We start from the raw sequence: 17439 nt of genomic DNA, 5'->3' as shown, positions 1-17439 counted from the left end.
GGTCGGCGGGGTGGCTCGGGGTTCACTATCCGCCCGCCCAACTGCCCGGCGGCCCCGTTTACCCCCCCCCCCCCCGGGGGGGGGGGCCCCCGCGGGGGGGGCCCCCCCCCCGCCCCCCCCCGCGTCTGCGCCCCGGTCCGTGTAGGGGACGACACCCGTGCTCACCGGGGCGGGGTGAGCAGCAGCGACAGATGTGCGGCGAATGCGGTGACGCGGTCGCGGTCCGGCCCGCCGCGGGCGACGCGGTAACCGTGACGGATTCCGTGGTAGGTGGCGGTGACTGCGTGCCACTGGGCCCAGCGGCGGACGCGCTCGCGATCGAGTGCGGACGCCTCCGCGTAGATGTCGAGCGTGCGTTCCACCGCCCGGCGCAGGTCGTCCGACTCCATGAGGGAGAACGCGCGCGACTTCAGGAGGGTCCCGGCGTCGTACGCGGGGTCGCCTGCGCAGCCCTTGGGGTCGACGGCCAGCCACGGTTCGCGGTCGGCGCGAAGGATGTTCCTGCCGTGGAGGTCGCCGTGCACGACCAGCTCCGGCTGCGTTCGGCCGAACTCCCGGACGGTCGCCCGCGCATGGTCGATCGCCCGGCCCGGCACCGCGTCCGGCATGCGTCCGGCGTCGATGCGCAGTTCCTCCTCCCAGCCGTCCGCCCGCTCCCGCAGCCGGGGCAGCCCGGCCGGAGCGGGGACGGCGAGCCTGCGGCTGAGGGCTCCGGCGACGGCGGTGACCGTGTCGCCGTCCTCCGACTCCGCCAGTGTGGACGTCCCCACCCGTTCGAGGAGCATGGCGAACCGCTCGTCGTCCCGTTCGTGCAGCAGTACGGCACCCCGCCCGCCCCATGCCGCGAGGCCGTCGGGCTCGTGGACGTTGCCAGGGTGGGGGAAGGACACCTTGATCACGGCCGTTCCCTCCGGCCGCCGGACCGGGACGACGACTCCGACACCGCCGTGCGTGATCCGTCCGTCCGGGACGCAGTTCCACCGGTCGAACAGTTGGCCGACGAGTCCGGGAAGTCCTTCCAGCCATGTTCTGCCGCGTGCACCCTCCCGTCCGACGGTGGCACGGGCGAAGGCGTCCGGAATCTCGATCACCCTCCGAGGGTAGACGGCTCTCACCCGGCCCCGCGGTCTGTCGGCGAGGCCGGCGGCAGGGAGCCGGTCCCGCGTCGCCGAGGACCCCGAAACCTTGCGAGGATGAACGGAAGGGGGGCTCCCGGCACGGTGGCGCCTCCAATTCCCGCACGCCGCCGCAGTGGCAACTCTCCGGCCGCAACGGGTCTTTGGGCAGGTGGGACAGGGTCCGTCCCGGACCGCCCGCCCGCACTCACCGAAGCCGTCGGCCTATCTCTGCTGCATCTATTGACGGTCCAGGGGCCTCCTCCTACGGTATGCGCCGGGAGAGCGCTCTCTCCGAGTTCTCCTCTCTGCATCAGTTCTGATGGACCCTCACGCACTCTCACGGGCGGGGTGTGCGGCTGGGTGAGAGAGCGCTCTCCCACAGGGTGGTCCGCCGGTCGGCGGGCTGCGGTATGCGTTCCGAGAAGGAGCAGCGACATATGAGATTCAGACCAGGCCGAGCCGCGGCGGCAATGGTGGCAGGTATCCTCGCCATCCCCGTCCTGGGAGCTCCGGCGTTCGGCGCGGACGCGCCGGTCCTGCTGTCGCAGGGCCGTACCGTGACGGCGTCCTCGGAGGAGAACGGCGGCACCACGGCCGCGAAGGCGGTCGACGGTGACACCGGCACCCGCTGGTCCAGCGCCGCATCGGACAACCAGTGGCTCCAGGTGGACCTCGGCACGTCGTCCACCGTCAGCAAGGTGGTGCTGAACTGGGAGGCCGCGTACGCCAAGGGGTACCGCATCCAGGTCTCCGGGGACGGCTCCAACTGGACCGACCTGCGCACGGTGACCGACGGGGACGGCGGCATCGACACCCTCGACGTCAGCGGGACCGGCCGCTACGTACGGGTGCAGGGGACCGTACGGGCCACCACGTACGGCTACTCCCTCTGGGAGTTCCAGGTGTACGGCTCCGCGTCGGGGACCGTGGACCCGGGCACGGGCTCGGGCCAGTGCGGTACGGCCAACGCGGCGCTGAACCGTACGGCCACCGCGTCCTCCGTGGAGAACGCCGGCACTCCGGCCTCCGCCGCCTTCGACGGCAACGGCGCCACCCGCTGGGCGAGTCAGGCCACCGACCCCCAGTGGATCCAGGTCGACCTCGGCGCGGTCAAGGACATCTGCCAGGTGGACCTCTCCTGGGAGGCGGCCTACGGCAAGGACTTCGCCATCCAGGCGTCCACCGACGGCACCACCTTCACCGAGCTGAAGAAGGTCACCGGCGCCACCGGCGGCAACTCCTCCTACCAGGTCCAGGGTTCGGGTCGCTACCTCCGCATCGCGGGCACCGCCCGGGGCACCGGATACGGCTACTCCCTCTGGGAAGCTGCCGTCCACACGAAGGACGGCTCCACGCCGCCCGTCCAGGGCGGCGGTGACCTCGGCCCCAACGTCAAGGTCTTCGACCCCTCCATGCCGGCCGCCACCGTCCAGCAGCAGATCGACGCGATCTACGCGCAGCAGGAGTCCGCGCAGTTCGGCGAGGGCCGCTACGCACTGGTCTTCAAGCCCGGCAGCTACGACGTCAACGTCAACACCGGCTTCTACACCTCGGTCCACGGCCTCGGGAAGAATCCGGACGACGTGACCGTCAAGGGTGTCAGCGTCGACGCCGGCTGGTTCAACGGCAACGCGACGCAGAACTTCTGGCGCTCCACGGAGAACCTTTCCATCGCCCCGTACGACGGCACCAACCGCTGGGCGGTCGCGCAGGCCGCTCCGTTCCGCCGGATGCACGTCAAGGGCGGCCTCAACCTCGCGCCGTCCGGCTACGGTTGGGCGAGCGGCGGGTACATCGCCGACTCCAAGATCGACGGCACGGTCGGCCCGTACTCGCAGCAGCAGTGGTACACCCGCGACAGCACCATCGGCGGCTGGACCAACTCCGTCTGGAACATGGTCTTCTCGGGGACCGAGGGCGCGCCGGCGACCTCCTTCCCGGAGCCCCGGTACACCACCCTGGACACCACTCCGGTCAGCCGTGAGAAGCCCTACCTCTACCTCGACGGCAACACCTACAAGGTCTTCGTGCCCTCCAAGCGGGTCAACGCGCGCGGCGTGAGCTGGGCCAACGGATCGACCCCCGGCACCTCGATCGGGCTCGACCAGTTCTTCGTGGCCAAGCCGGGCGTCTCCGCCGCCACCATCAACCAGGCGCTCGCGCAGGGCCTCCACCTGCTCTTCACCCCGGGCGTCTACCACCTCGACCGCACCATCGAGGTCAACCGTGCCGACACGGTGGTCCTGGGCCTCGGCCTCGCCACTCTCGTCCCGGACAACGGCGTCACCGCGATGAAGGTCGCGGACGTCGACGGTGTCAAGCTCGCGAGCTTCCTGATCGACGCGGGCACCACCAACTCGCCCACCCTGCTGGAGTTCGGCAAGCAGGGCACGCACACGGACCACGCGAACAACCCGTCCTCGATGCAGGACGTGTTCGTCCGGGTGGGCGGCCAATTCGCGGGCAAGGCCACCACGGCCGTCGAGATCTACAGCGACGACACGATCATCGACCACACCTGGATCTGGCGGGCCGACCATGGTTCCGGCGTCGGCTGGAACGTCAACGCCGCCGACAACGGGCTGCTCGTCCACGGGGACGACGTGCTGGCCACCGGGCTCTTCGTCGAGCACTTCAAGAAGTACGACGTCGAGTGGTTCGGCGAGCGGGGACGGACGATCTTCTTCCAGAACGAGAAGGCGTACGACGTGCCGAGCCAGGCCGAGTGGATGGACGGCACCAGCAAGGGGTACGCCGGTTACAAGGTGGACCCCGCCGTCAACACCCATGAGGCCTGGGGCGTGGGCAGTTACTGCGCCTTCACCCTGCCCGGCATCGAGGTGGACCGGGGCTTCCAGGTCCCGGTGAAGCCTGGCGTGAGGTTCCACAGCATCCTGACGGTCTCGCTCGGTGGGGCCGGGCGCTACAACCACGTCATCAACGACACGGGCGCTCCGGCGTTCGGGACGGACACCGTTCCGTCCACGGTGACCAACTTCTCCGGCTGAAAGCCGGGTAGTCGGGAGTGACACCGGCCCTCGGGCCGGTGTCACGGCGAGGCGGGTACCGGACGGCGGTCCGGTACCCGCTTCCGTCGTTCCCGCCCGGACGGCGGTCAGGTACCCGTCTCGCGGACATCGTCGCCCGACCGGGCGGGAGCCCGCGGTCCGCGGAGGCTCAGCCCGCGGTGCAGGAGACCGTGGGCCAGGTCGTGGCGCCGTTGGTCTGGATCGTCACGCCCCAGGTGTTGCCGCTCCCGTTGGGCTTGGCGGTCAGTACCTGGGCGCTGGGGTACGCGGCGTTGATGTTCCACGTCGCGATGATCTTCTCGGGGGACGGGACGTTCATCGTGACGGTCCAGGTGCTGGAGCCGGTGACCGAGACGTTGAGGTTGTAGCGATCGCCCCACTGCTGGCCCGCCGCCAGGGTCGCGGAGCAACCGCCGCCGGTACCGCCGCCGGTACCGCTCCCGTCGGGTGCGACCGCGCGCCCCGTCTGCGGGGAGATCATGCCCGCGCACAGTCCCCGGGCCGCCAGGCCCTGGGCGATGCGCGGAATCGCGTCGAGGGTGGCGGCGGGCCACTCGTGCATGAGGATGATCTGGCCGTTCGTGAGCCGCCCGGCCGCCTGCACGATCGCGTCGGTACTGGCGCCGTTCCAGTCCTGCGAGTCGACGTCCCAGATCACCTGTGTCAAGCCGTACTTGGCCTCCACCGCCTGCAGTGTCGAGTTGGTCTCGCCGTACGGAGGGCGGAAGAGCTTGGGAGTCCCGCCGCCGGCCGCCGCGATGGCCTGCTGGGTCCGGGAGACCTCCGAGTCCATCTGCGCCTGACTCTGCTGGATCAGGTGCGGGTGGGTGTAGCTGTGGTTGCCGACCCACATGCCCGCGTCGATCTCCGCCTTCACCTGTGCGGGGTAGGAGGCCGCGAACTGCCCTTCGTTGAACATGGTCGCCCGCAGACCGTTCTGCTTGAGCGCGTTGAGGACGGCGGGGGTGTGGTCGTTCGAGGGGCCGTCGTCGAAGGTGAGGCCGACGTAACCGTTGCAGCCGGCGGCGTACGACGGCGGCGCGACCGTCATGAGGGCGGCGACGGTGGTCGCCGCCGTCACGACGGCCGCGAGACCGGTGGCCATGCCGCGCGGTGAGGTGAGTGTGGGGACTCGCATGTGTTCCTCCGTGGGGGAAGCGACTGCGGCGCCGACCGGGCCGGACGGCACTCGCGCAGTGCAGTGAGAAGGACCAAGTCTTTTGCTGTCGGGCGTAGTTCGGCTGCGCGGACCGGACCGGCCCGCACTGGGTCCTGGGACGGCGAACAGTGTTGACGGGGCTCCCCGGGCTGTCAATGGTTTCGGTAGTGAGAGCGAAAGCTTTTAACCGCTCCGTTGAATGGGTGCTCGACTTATCCGCAGTTCAAGCGCAGGGTCCCCCTGGACCACTGAGGGAGGCGGACGGAATTCGAGAAGAGATGCCTCGACGGGGAGTCGTGAGCAGCGAAAGTTTCGAAACATAGGTGCGGGCGTCTGGGCCGGGGGCGCGCCCGGCGTCGTCCGGTGACTGCCCGTGCCGGTTTCCTGGCGGGTCCGGGAGTGGGCGCCGGATGTCCGTGCGGCCCCGTGGCGCCTCTGTGCCGACCGGCCGTACGGCGGGCGTCACGCCCCGGCGCGTCACGGGGGTTCGTGGGAGCCGTCACGGGGGAAGGTCCCGCCTTCCCGTCGCCGCGCCGCGCGCGTCGTCCGGCGCGTCGGGCTCCATCGCGAGGAAGATTGGCTCAATCAGTCCTTGCGGACCGTGTCTGCGGCGAGTCGGCGGGTCTCCCGCATCGGCGAGACGGTGGGAGTGGAACCTTTCCCGCCGTCGTCCGCTCGCAAGGCCCCCGGTCCTGCGGCTTCGTTGACTTCGTTTCCGCGAGGTGAACGCTACGCTCTCGGGTCACAAATTTCTATCGTTGAAAATTTTCTGTGCACGACCGTTGTGACAAGGCTGGGGGCTGTGGCTCAATGATCGACCATGTGCTGTGCCTCGCTCGTCCGAGGCACTCAGCTCCTTCGTGAGGACGATGCCATGAGACGACAACTACCGCGCCGACGTGCGGCTTTGACCACGATTGCCTGCACGGCGGCCCTGGCGATGCCCCTCGGTATCACCCTGGTCCCGGCGGCTGCCGCGACTCCCGCAGCCCACTCGTCGTCCGGTGCCACGGCGCCGGCGTTCGTATCCGAGAACCCGGCCACTCTGGTCCACGGGCTCAAGGGCGAGTACTACGCCATGTCTGCCCCCGGGGCGCGGGACTTCGCCAAGCTAGGTGCCACAGCCCTGGATCCGGAGATCAACTTCTCCAATCTCACGGGCACTTTCCAGTCGGCCACCGGCCAGACCGAGAACACCACCGCGCGGTGGACCGGCCAGATCCAGGCTCCCGCGACCGGTGACTACACCTTCGCCGCGAGCGGCGACAACGGGTTCCGGCTGCTGATCGACGGCGTTCCGGTCATCGACCACTGGGTGGGCGACTGGGACGTCGAGCAGAAGAGCGCGCCGGTCCACCTGGTCGCGGGTGAACAGCACGACTTCAAGCTGGAGATGTTCCAGGACATCGGCGGCGCCAACATGTTCCTGCGCTGGTCGAGCCCGGAGCTCGGCAAGCAGATCGTCCCCGAGTCGGCGTTCACCCCGCCCGCGGACTACGAGGTCTACCCGGTCGCCCTGACCGTCGCCGAGGACGGCAAGCGCCTCCAGGCCACGTTCGACGACAAGGTCGGCAACCTCGCCGCCGTGAAGGACCACCTCGTGATCGAGGCGGACACCACGCCGATGCCGATCAAATCCGTGGTCAAGACGTCCGGCAAGGGCAACTCGCTCATCGTCACCCTGTCCGAGGCCATCCAGAAGGGCCAGAAGGTCAAGGTGGACTACGGCACCGAGGGTGGCCTCACCGTGGGCGGGGAGACCGTCCCCGACATCAGCCGCAGTGCCAAGAACCTGTCGGCCCACCGTCTCACCACGGTCTGGGGCGACAAGCTCGACCGCAATAACCCACTGCCCGAGTACCCCCGGCCGCAGCAGGTCCGCGACCAGTGGAAGAACCTCAACGGCACCTGGGAGTTCGCCGGTGCCGCCGCGGGCGAGCAGCCGGTGTTCGGCAAGAAGCTCGGCGAGAAGATCACCGTGCCGTTCGCGGTGGAGTCCCAGCTCTCCGGTCTGGAGCGCCACGAGGACCACATGTTCTACCGCAAGCTTGTGACGGTGCCCAAGAACTGGAAGGTGGGCAAATCCGGTAGTGACAAGCGGCTGAAGCTCAACTTCGGCGCGGTCGACTACAACGCGACCGTCTTCGTCAACGGCAAGAAGGTCGCCGAGCACACCGGCGGCTACACCGCTTTCGACGCCGACATCACGGACGCCCTCAAGGGGACCGGTCAGCAGGAGATCGTGGTCGCCGTCACCGACACCACCGGTGACAACCAGCCCAAGGGCAAGCAGTCCTCCAACCCGGGCGGCATCGAGTACACCGCCACGTCCGGCATCTGGCAGACCGTCTGGATGGAGCCGGTCGCGTCCGCCTCGGTCGATTCGCTGACCACCACTCCGGACATCGACAAGAGCCGGCTCGCCGTCACCGTCAACGCGGAGAAGGCCTCGGCCGGAGCCCGCGTCAAGGCCGTCGCCCGGGACAAGAAGGGCAAGGTCGTCGGTACCGTCACCGGTCCCGCCAACCGCGAGCTCAGCCTCCCCGTGGCCAAGGAACACCTCTGGTCGCCCGACGACCCGTACCTCTACGACCTCGACGTCACGCTGACCGACGGCCGCACCACCGACAAGGTGGACAGCTACTTCGGTATGCGCTCGCTGAAGGTCGAGAAGGTCGGCGGCTACCAGAAGCTCACCCTCAACGGGAAGCCGTTCTTCTCGCTCGCCCAGCTGGACCAGGGCTTCTACCCCGACGGTCTCTACACCCAGCCCAGCGACGACGCCCTCGTCTTCGACCTGAAGTCGCAGAAGGACCTCGGCTTCAACGCCGTGCGCAAGCACATCAAGGTCGAGTCGCCCCGCTGGTACTACCACGCGGACCAGCTCGGACTCCTCGTCTGGCAGGACTTCGTCTCCGCAGGCATCACCAACGAAGCGGGCCGGCAGGCCTTCGTCTCCCAGGCGCAGGAGGAGATGAAGCAGCTGCACAACTACCCGTCCATCGGCGGCTGGATCGTCTTCAACGAGGGCTGGGGCGAGTGGGACCGCACCGCGACCGGCAAGCTCACCGAGGCCGTCGAGGCCGCCGACCCCTCGCGTGTGGTGAACGCCCACAGTGGCGTGAACTGCTGCAACTCCAAGGGTGACTCGGGCGCCGGAGACATCATCGACCACCACGACTACGGCAACAACGACCCCGCCTTCCCGGACGCCACCCGGGCGGCGATGGACGGCGAGCACGGTGGCTTCACCCTGCGTTCTCCCGGACACATGTGGCCGGGCTCCCCGACGGTGATCTACAGCGGAGTCGACGACAAGGCCGCGCTCACCGCCAAGTACGTCGAGAACACCGAGAAGTACTACCTCGAAGCGGCCGGCGCCGAGCTCTCCGGCTCCGTCTACACCCAGGTCACCGACCTGGAGAACGAGCTGAACGGCCTCTGGACGTACGACCGCCGTGAGATCAAGGTCGACGCCGCAGCGGTCCGCGCGATCAACGAGAAGGTCATCGCGGCCGGCGCCGCGGCCGGTGAGCGCGACGAGGTGAAGGGCGGCGCCGCCTGGAACCTGGACGAGAACACCGGTACCACCGCCGCCGACAGCGGCCCGAACCACGCTCCGCTCACCCTGAACGGTGGCGCCTCGTGGACGCGGGGTGTCACGGGTTCCGCCCTCAAGTTCTCGGGTGACGGCCAGTACGCACAGACCGCGGGTCCGGTCGTGGACACCACCAAGGACTACTCGGTCTCCGCGTGGGTCACGCTGGACAAGCTGCCCGGCAACTACGCCTCGGCCGTCAGCCAGGACGGCCGGCGCACCGAGAACCCGTTCTACCTCCAGTACGGACAGGGCGCGTTCGCCTTCTCCCTCCCGGGCGGCAACCGCGCCCGCGCGGTGACCACCCCCGAACTGGGCAAGTGGTACCACCTGGTGGGCGTGCGCGAGGGCGACACCATCTCGATCTACCTCGACGGCAAGCTCGCGGCGTCCGCCCCGGCCGGGGGCGCAGGTGACGTGAGCACCGGCCCGCTCTCCGTGGGCCGCGCCAAGTGGAGCGGCAACCCGACCGACTTCTGGAACGGCTCGGTGGACCAGGTCGAGGTCTTCGACAAGGCGCTCGGCGCCGCTGACGTGAGCGCGCTGTACGCCGCTCAGCAGTCCTGATCCGACGGTGGCCCCGCCGGCCCGCGCCCATGGCGCCGGCGGGGCCACCTCCTGGCGGAACGGACGCCTCCGCGCGGGCCGTCCCGGCCGGTCGTGAACGTAACGACGAGACACCGGTGTCTGGCCCCCCGGGGGCAACAGCGGCGCTGTCGCGCGCCCGTACGCGGCGGCGGTGCGCGGGCGTGCGCGAGCCGGGCAAAGGGGCCGTCCGTCGCCCCACGACACATTTTGGAAACGCATCCGTCGTGCTCTTGCCGTCGCGCCGAAGCCGCCTATATAACGTTGTAAACCGAGCCGCCGACAGGCCGCGCCGCCCCTCCCGACCCCCGTCCGTACCCACGGACGAAGTCGCGGACCGGCAACCCGCATCAGCCGCCCATGAGCCGATGCGCCATCAGAAACAGCCCGACGCACGTGGTTCCGCGTGCCGTCACCCCGCCCAAGGAGCGTCCCGCGCATGATGATCCAGCGCCGATCCCGTACCCTCGCCGCGGCCTGCGTGCTCGCCGCCACCGCCGTGCTCACCGCGGCCGGCTGCTCGAAGTCGGAGACCGACGACACCGCCGCCGCAGACCCCAGCCAGGCGGCGCAGGAGGCCAAGGCCCCGGAGAGCAGCTCGGGCCCCGGCTGTTCGCTCCAGACCTACGGAGCACCCAAGCTCGACCTCAAGAACGCGATCGTCGGCTTCTCCCAGTCGGAGAAGGAGGCCAACCCCTTCCGTATCGCCGAGACCCAGTCCATCAAGGACGAGGCGGCCAAGATCGGCGTGAAGAAGCTGCTCACCACCAACGCCCAGTCGCAGCTGTCGAAGCAGATCAGCGACATCCAGGACATGCTCTCCCAGGGAGCGCAGTTCCTCATCGTCGCTCCGCTCAACTCCGACGGCCTGGAGCCGGCGCTGAAGGCCGCCGCGGCCAAGAAGGTCCCGGTCCTCACCGTCGACCGCAAGCTCAACGCCACCGCCTGCAAGGATTACGTCGCCTTCCTCGGCTCGGACTTCGTGGAGCAGGGCAAGCGTGCCGCCGACGCGATGATCAAGGCGACCGGCGGCAAGGGCAAGGTCGCCATCCTCCTCGGCGCCTCCGGCAACAACGTCACCACCGACCGCACCAAGGGATTCGTGGACCAGCTCGCGGCGAAGGCCCCGGGGCTGGAGATCGTGGCACAGCAGACCGGCGAGTTCGCCCGTGACAAGGGTCAGCAGGTCATGGAGCAGCTGATCCAGTCGAAGCCCGGGATCACCGCTGTCTACGCCGAGAACGACGAGATGGGCCTCGGCGCCGTCACCGCGCTCAAGGCCGCCGGCAAGAAGCCCGGCAAGGACGTCAAGATCGTGTCGGTCGACGGCACCCGCAACGCCGTGCAGGCCCTCGTCAACGGTGAGTACAACGCCGTGATCGAGTCCAACCCGCGCTTCGGCCCGCTCGCCTTCCAGACCGCCCAGAAGCTCTACGGCGGCGAGGAGATCCCCGAGAACGTCATCATCTCGGACCGCGCGTACGACGAGACCAACGCCAAGGCCTCGGTCGGCGGCGCGTACTGACCGCTCGTCCCGCCGGACGGTAAGGGCTTCTCCCGTGACCGCCGTGGCGCGAAAAGTGCCACGGCGGCCGTGATTTCCCCCGTCGCCCCGGTGTGGGCAACCCTCCGCCCCCGTACCCGCCCTTTCGGCACCTTGGAACTTGGAAGGCCAGGATTCATGGCACCACCCGAAGCAGTAACCCAGCCCTCCGGGCCCGTCACCTCCGGCCCGGGTCCCGCCCGGGACGCCGGCTCGGTCCTCGAAGCCCGCGGCGTCAGCAAGCGGTTCCCCGGCGTCGTCGCCCTGGACGACGTGTCGTTCTCCCTGCGGGCGGGGGAGACCCACGCCCTGGTCGGTGAGAACGGTGCCGGCAAGTCCACCCTCATCAAGGTGCTCACAGGGGTCTACCGGCCCGACGGCGGCGAACTCCGGATGAATGGCGGAGCCGTCCGCTTCGCGCGGCCCTTCGAGGCCCAGCAGGCCGGTATCTCCACCATCTACCAGGAGGTGAACCTCGTCCCGCTGATGAGCGTGGCGCGGAACATCTTCCTCGGCCGCGAGCCCAAGAACCGCTTCGGGCTGATCGACTTCGCGCGGATGCACCGCGAGACGACCGGCCTGCTCGACGGCTTCGGCGTCCGCGTGGACCCCAGGCGTCCCCTGAACACCCTCGGCATCGGCACCCAGCAGATGGTCGCGCTCGCCCGCGCCGTCTCGGTCAACGCCCAGGTCGTCATCATGGACGAACCCACCTCCTCGCTGGAGCCCCGCGAGGTCGAGACGCTCTTCCGGGTCATCGCCGACCTCCGCGAGCGCGGCATCGCAGTCCTCTACGTGAGCCACCGCATGGACGAGCTCTACCGGATCTGCGACCGGGTCACCGTGCTCCGCGACGGCCGCCACATCCACACCGGCGACCTCGCCGACCTGAGCCGGATGCAGCTCGTCTCGATGATGCTCGGCCGGGACATGGCCGAGGTCAAGCGGTCGGGCCTCACCAACTTCACCGAAGGCGGCCACGACACCACCCGTACGCCGGTCCTGACCGCGTCCGGCGTCTCCAGCCGCCACCATCTCCACGACATTTCCCTGGACCTGTACGGCGGAGAGGTGCTCGGGCTCGGCGGTCTCCTCGGCTCCGGCCGCAGCGAGACGGCGAAGGCCCTCTCCGGCGCGCTGCCCGTCGACGCCGGACGTATCACCGTCGACGGCAAGAGCCTCGGCAGGCTCACCCCGGCCGCAGCGATCAAGGCCGGGATCAGCCTCCTCCCCGAGGACCGCAAGGCCGAGGGAATCGTCCCCGGTCTGTCGGTGCGCGAGAACATCGTGCTCGCCGCGATGCCCCGGCTCTCCCGGGCCGGCGTCGTCTCCCGCGCCAAGCAGGACCGCGTGGTCGAGATCTTCATGAAGCGGCTGCGCATCAAGTGCTCCAGCCCGGAACAGAAGGTCGGCGAACTCTCCGGCGGCAACCAGCAGAAGGTACTGCTCGCCCGCTGGCTCTGCCTGGAGCCCAAGGTCCTGCTGCTCGACGAACCCACCCGGGGCATCGACGTCGGTGCCAAGGCGGAGGTCCAGAGCCTCATCGACGAACTCGCCGGCGAGGGCCTGGCGGTCCTGCTCATCTCCTCCGACATCGAGGAGCTCATCGAGGGCGCCGACCGCATCGTCGTCCTGCGCGGCGGAGCCGTGGCGGGCGAACTCGCCGGGGACGAGGTGGCCGAGAGCCGGCTGCTCGAAGTGCTCGCCGACCACGCCCCGGACGCGTCGCCCCCGAACGCGCCGGCCACGCCGGAGAAGACCCCGGTCGCACAGGAGGAACCCCGATGACCCAGGCAACCCTCGCCCCGCCCGCGCCGAATCCGCTGGCCCGGCTGCGCGACCCCGCGTGGTACCAGGAGTACGGCGTCTACGCGGCCGTGGTCGTGCTGCTGCTCTTCAACGCCCTCTTCACCGACCACTTCATGACGACCGACAACCTGCGCACGCAGCTCGTCCAGGTCGCGCCCATCGTCATCGTCGCTCTGGGCATGGCCCTGGTCATCGGTACCGAGGGCGTCGACCTGTCCGTCGGGTCGACCATGGCCGTGGCGGCGGCGCTCCTCCCGCTCTACCTCGGATACGGACTGGTACCGGCGCTCGGTATCGCCCTGCTCGCCGGTGCGGTCGTCGGTGCGGTCAACGGATCGCTCGTCTCCCTCGTCGGGCTCCAGCCCATCGTCGCCACCCTCGCGCTCTTCGTGGGCGGCCGCGGTCTCGCCCTGGTGATGGCGGACGGCCAGCTCAAGCAGATCGTCAACCCCGACATGCTGGCGCTCGGCACCGACTCCTTCCTCGGCGTTCCGCTGGTCGTGCTCATCGCCGGCGTCCTCGCCGTCGCCGTGGCCTTCCTGGTCCGGCGTACCACGTTCGGCCGCCAGATCGTCGCCGTCGGTGGCAACCGCGCCGCCGCAGGCCTCGCCGGACTTCCCGTCAAGCGCGTCCTCATCGGCGTCTACGTGCTCTGCGGTGTGCTGGCCGCGCTGGCCGGCGTGCTCGCCACGGCGCGGCTCACCGCCAGTGACCCGTCCTCGCTCGGCACCCTGATGGAGCTCTCCGCCATCACCGCCGTCGTGGTCGGCGGAACCCCCCTCACCGGTGGTTCCGTCCGCGTGCTCGGCACCGTCGCCGGAGCCCTGCTGATGCAGCTCCTGCGCGCCACCCTCGTCAAGCACGACCTGCCTGACTCCACCGCCCAGATCGCCCAGGCCGCGATCATCATCGCCGCCGTCTACGTCGCCCGGGAGCGCCGGTCCCGATGAACAAAACCTCCTCCGCCCCGGTGGCCCGGACCACGGCCCCGCACGAGACTCCCGCTCCGGCCAAGGCACCCGAGCCCCGCCCCGGCGACGGTGCCGGTTCCACCGGCCCCACCACCGGACAGCGCGTCGCCGACATCCTCCAGCGCCAAGGCGTCCTCGCCGTGCTGATCACGGTGATCGTCGTCGCCTCCTTCATCTACCCGACGTTCCACAGCCTGGACAACGCCCGCGGCGTCACCGTGCAGGCGTCCTTCCTCGCCGTGGTCGCACTCGGCATGACCATGGTCATCATCACCGGCGGCATCGACCTGTCGGTCGGCTCCGTCTTCGCCCTCGGCGGCGTACTCGCCGCCTGGGCCTCGCAGTACGGATTCCTGCCCGCGCTGCTCGTGCCGCTCGTGGTCTGCTCCGCGATCGGCCTGCTCAACGGATTCCTCATCGCCCGCGCCGGGATGGCCCCCTTCATCGTCACCCTCGCCACCCTGCTCGGCGCGCGCGGCCTGCTGCTCGCCCTCACCGACGAGGGCGGCACCACCTACCTCGTACCGAAGGACTCGGCCTTCGCCGACCTGGGACAGGGTGCCGTCTGGGGCTTCGGTTACCCGCTGCTCATCGCCCTCGTCCTCTTCGGCATCGGCGGACTCGTCCTCCAGCGCACCTCGTTCGGACAGTCGATCTTCGCCGTGGGTGGCAGCAGCGACGCCGCGACCCTGATGGGCCTGCCCGTCGCACGGACGAAGATCCTCGTCTACACGCTCAGCGGTCTGCTCGCCGGCCTCGCCGGGGCGCTCAATGCGGCCAGGCTCACCTCCGGCGTCACCATCGTCGGTGTGGGCATGGAGCTCGACGCGATCTCCGCCGTCGTGATCGGCGGGACCCTGCTGGTCGGTGGCGCCGGATCGATCAGCGGAACCCTCTGGGGCGTGCTGCTGCTCGCCGTCATCCAGAACCTGATCAACCAGATCGGTACCCTCAACTCCTCCTACCAGTCGGTGGTCAGCGGCGGGTTCCTTATCGTTGTCGTGGTGGCGCAGCGCTATCTGGCACGCAACCGCAGAACCACGTGAGCGGAGCCGCGGCGTTGCCGTCGGTCGCAGACACCCCGCGTCGACCCGCTCCTCCGCCGTGCGACGCACGGCACCGGACCCCGCTCCCTGGTCCAGCCTGATCCAACCAGCCGAACCGAGTGAAGGAGTGCCGTGGGCGTCAGCCTCAAGGACGTCGCGCAGCGGGCGGGCGTGTCCATCAAGACCGTGTCCAACGTGGTCAACAACTACCAGCACGTCACCCCGAAGATGCGGACCAAGGTGCAGCAGGCGATCGACGAGCTCGGCTACCGGCCGAACCTCACCGCCCGCCACCTGCGCAAAGGCCGTACCGGCATCATCGCACTGGCGGTCCCCGAGTTCGGCAACCCGTACTTCGCCGAACTCGCCGGAGCCGTCGTCGACGCCGCCGCCCGGCACGACTACACCGTGCTCGTCGACCACACGGCGGGGCTACGTGAGAAGGAGTTGCTGGTCAGCCAGGGGTTCCGGTCGCACGTGATCGACGGGCTCATCATGAGCCCGATCCATCTGGAGACCGAGGACCTGATGGCCCGCGAGGAGACCGCACCCCTGGTCCTGCTGGGGGAGCGGGAGTACGAGGCGCCCTACGACCACATCGCCATCGACAACGTCGCCGCGGCCCGTACCGCGGTACGCCATCTGCTCGACCAGGGACACCGCAGAATCGCGTTTCTCGGATCCCGCACCGGCCGCGAACGCCAGCCCGCCCACCTCCGGTTGCGCGGCTGGCGCGAGGAGCTCGCGGCCGCCGGCATCGAACCGGACGAGTCGCTGGTCGTCGTCACGGACGGGTACGGACGTGAGGACGGGGCCACCGCGATGGCATCCCTGCTCGACCGGGGCGAGCGCCCCGACGCCGTCTTCGCCTACAACGACCTGATCGCGATCGGGGCCATGCGCACCGTCACCGCGCGCGGGCTGTCCGTCCCCGACGACATCGCCTTCGTCGGGTTCGACGACATCGAGGAAAGCAGCTACGGCACCACCACCCTCACCACCATCGCCCCCGACAAGGAGGCCATCGCCCGCCTCGCGGTCGACAGCCTCGTCGAGCGGCTCGGGGGCGCCCCGGTGACCGAACCGCGGCGTCCGCGCCCCGGCTACCGGCTCGTCGTCCGCGAGTCGACGGTCCCCGGGCCGCCCGGCCCGGCCGCCTGACCGGGCGGCCGACCGGGGCGCCCGGCGGGCGCTCGCCGGGGCCCAGCGCCCCGGCGAGCCCGGCGGACCGGGCCGTCCCGCAGTGGGCCCGGCCCGGGCCGCGCGGCCACCCCACCCGTCCACGACGGCCGCCGGCCGCCGTCCCTCCGGCCGACCGCTGCGCCACCTGTGCCGGCCGGCCGCTCCCCATCAAGGAACGCCGATGCCCCGCCCCACCGCGCACCGCGCCCCCTTCGGCTCCGCTCCCGGAAACGCCGAAGCAGATATCTGGACGCTGGACTCCGGCACCGGAGTGCGGGCCGAAGTCCTCACCTACGGAGGTGTCCTGCACCGCCTCTCGGTGCCGGACACCCACGGCGACAGCCGGCAGATCGTCAGGTCCCTGGCGACGATGGACGAATACGCGAAGGACCACCCCTACTTCGGGGCGCTCGTGGGCCGTTACGCCAACCGCATCGCGCACGGCAGCTTCGTGCTCGACGGCACCACCCACGAAATTCCCGCCAACGACCGGGGGCACGCCCTGCACGGCGGACCCGAGGGCTTCCACACCCGGGTCTGGGAGGCGACCGCCCGGGAGGACGGCGACGCCGCCTCCGTCGACCTGCGCCTGCACAGCCCCGACGGTGACATGGGCTTCCCCGGGGCCCTGGAGGTCCGTGCCACGTACGCCGTCGACGCCTCCGGCACGTTCTCGCTCGACTGCACCGCCACCACCGACCGGGCGACGGTCGTCAACCTCACCCAGCACGCCTACTTCAACCTGGGCGACGAGGACGTCCTCGGGCACACCCTGGAAGTCGACGCCGACCACTACCTCCCCGTGGACCCCGAGGGCATTCCCGAGGGAGACCCGGCCGAGGTGCGCGGCACCCCCTTCGACCTCACCACCCCCCACGTGCTGCGCGACCGCCTCGCCCTCCCGCACGAGCAACTCGCCTCGGCCGGCGGGTTCGACCACTGCTGGGTCCTGCGCGACGCGGCCCCCGGCCGGCGCTTGCGCCGCGCCGCCCGGCTCACCGCGCCCGGCGCCTCCCGCGTGATGGAGGTGTGGACCACGGAACCCGGCATCCAGGTCTACACGGGCAACCTGCTGGACGGCACCTTCACCGACGGCGAGGGCCGCGTGCACGACCGCCACGGCGCGGTCTGCCTGGAGACCCAGCACCTGCCGGACTCGCCCAACCGGGCGGACTACCCCACCACCGTCCTGCGCCCCGGCCAGACGCTCCGCACCCGCACGGAGTGGCGCTTCCCGCACTTGAGCACCGCCCATTGAGCGCCGCCCACTGAGCACCGCCCACTGAGCACCGCCCATTGAGCGCCGCCCCCTGAGGGCCGGCCCCGCGCCCCGCACGCATGAGCGCGCCGGTGCGGCCCCCCGAAGACGGGCCGCACCGGCGCTCACCGGCCGAACGAG

The 17439-nt window shown here is 70.1% G+C and carries 10 protein-coding genes; 8 read left to right on the top strand and 2 right to left on the bottom strand.

Annotation, left to right across the window (positions count from 1 at the left end; all coding sequences use genetic code 11):
• Nucleotides 1–161: 161 nt before the first annotated feature.
• On the bottom strand, nucleotides 162–1091 hold the full coding sequence (locus tag ACFYPN_RS22810) for an aminoglycoside phosphotransferase family protein (RefSeq protein ID WP_389300572.1): 930 nt from the start codon (nucleotides 1089–1091) through the stop codon (nucleotides 162–164).
• A gap of 464 nt (nucleotides 1092–1555) precedes the next feature.
• Here ACFYPN_RS22810 and ACFYPN_RS22805 point away from each other — a divergent pair, with 464 nt between their 5' ends.
• Entirely contained in the window at nucleotides 1556–4126 is a 2571-nt protein-coding gene (locus ACFYPN_RS22805) for a discoidin domain-containing protein (RefSeq protein WP_358757732.1), read from the top strand.
• A 169-nt stretch (nucleotides 4127–4295) separates the two neighbouring features.
• Here ACFYPN_RS22805 and ACFYPN_RS22800 read toward each other — a convergent pair whose 3' ends face one another.
• Entirely contained in the window at nucleotides 4296–5285 is a 990-nt protein-coding gene (locus ACFYPN_RS22800; protein ID WP_389300569.1) for a polysaccharide deacetylase family protein, read from the bottom strand.
• Nucleotides 5286–6180: 895 nt separating this feature from the next.
• On the opposite strand from ACFYPN_RS22800, the gene ACFYPN_RS22795 reads away from it, so the two are divergent.
• From ACFYPN_RS22795 to ACFYPN_RS22765, 7 genes are all read left to right on the top strand, one after another.
• Nucleotides 6181–9471 (top strand): LamG-like jellyroll fold domain-containing protein, encoded by a 3291-nt coding sequence (locus ACFYPN_RS22795; RefSeq protein ID WP_389300566.1) that lies wholly within the window; start codon nucleotides 6181–6183, stop codon nucleotides 9469–9471.
• Between the two features lie 457 nt (nucleotides 9472–9928).
• Nucleotides 9929–11014 carry an ABC transporter substrate-binding protein gene (locus ACFYPN_RS22790; protein ID WP_389300564.1) on the top strand — a complete coding sequence of 362 codons (1086 nt, stop codon included), beginning with the start codon at nucleotides 9929–9931 and terminating at the stop codon, nucleotides 11012–11014.
• A gap of 156 nt (nucleotides 11015–11170) precedes the next feature.
• Nucleotides 11171–12820, top strand: coding sequence for a sugar ABC transporter ATP-binding protein (locus tag ACFYPN_RS22785; RefSeq protein WP_389300561.1), 1650 nt, complete (start codon nucleotides 11171–11173; stop codon nucleotides 12818–12820).
• A complete protein-coding gene (locus ACFYPN_RS22780) occupies nucleotides 12817–13791 on the top strand; it encodes an ABC transporter permease (protein WP_389300559.1) in 975 nt (324 codons plus the stop codon). The genes ACFYPN_RS22785 and ACFYPN_RS22780 overlap by 4 nt, the downstream gene beginning before the upstream one ends.
• Nucleotides 13788–14858: an ABC transporter permease gene (locus tag ACFYPN_RS22775; RefSeq protein WP_389300556.1), complete on the top strand. Its 1071-nt coding sequence runs from the start codon at nucleotides 13788–13790 to the stop codon at nucleotides 14856–14858. The genes ACFYPN_RS22780 and ACFYPN_RS22775 overlap by 4 nt, the downstream gene beginning before the upstream one ends.
• Nucleotides 14859–14990: 132 nt before the next feature.
• The gene (locus ACFYPN_RS22770; protein ID WP_358757745.1) at nucleotides 14991–16019 is read left to right on the top strand and encodes a LacI family DNA-binding transcriptional regulator; all 1029 of its coding nucleotides are present in this window, start codon (nucleotides 14991–14993) and stop codon (nucleotides 16017–16019) included.
• Between the two features lie 202 nt (nucleotides 16020–16221).
• Nucleotides 16222–17298 carry an aldose epimerase family protein gene (locus ACFYPN_RS22765; protein ID WP_389300553.1) on the top strand — a complete coding sequence of 359 codons (1077 nt, stop codon included), beginning with the start codon at nucleotides 16222–16224 and terminating at the stop codon, nucleotides 17296–17298.
• Nucleotides 17299–17439: the final 141 nt, after the last annotated feature.

The sequence above is a fragment of the Streptomyces sp. NPDC005576 genome, from assembly GCF_042871745.1.
Taxonomy (GTDB): Bacteria; Actinomycetota; Actinomycetes; order Streptomycetales; family Streptomycetaceae; genus Streptomyces.
The sequence above is the reverse complement of the archived record's forward strand: the minus strand, read 5'-3'. Positions and strand labels throughout refer to the sequence as shown.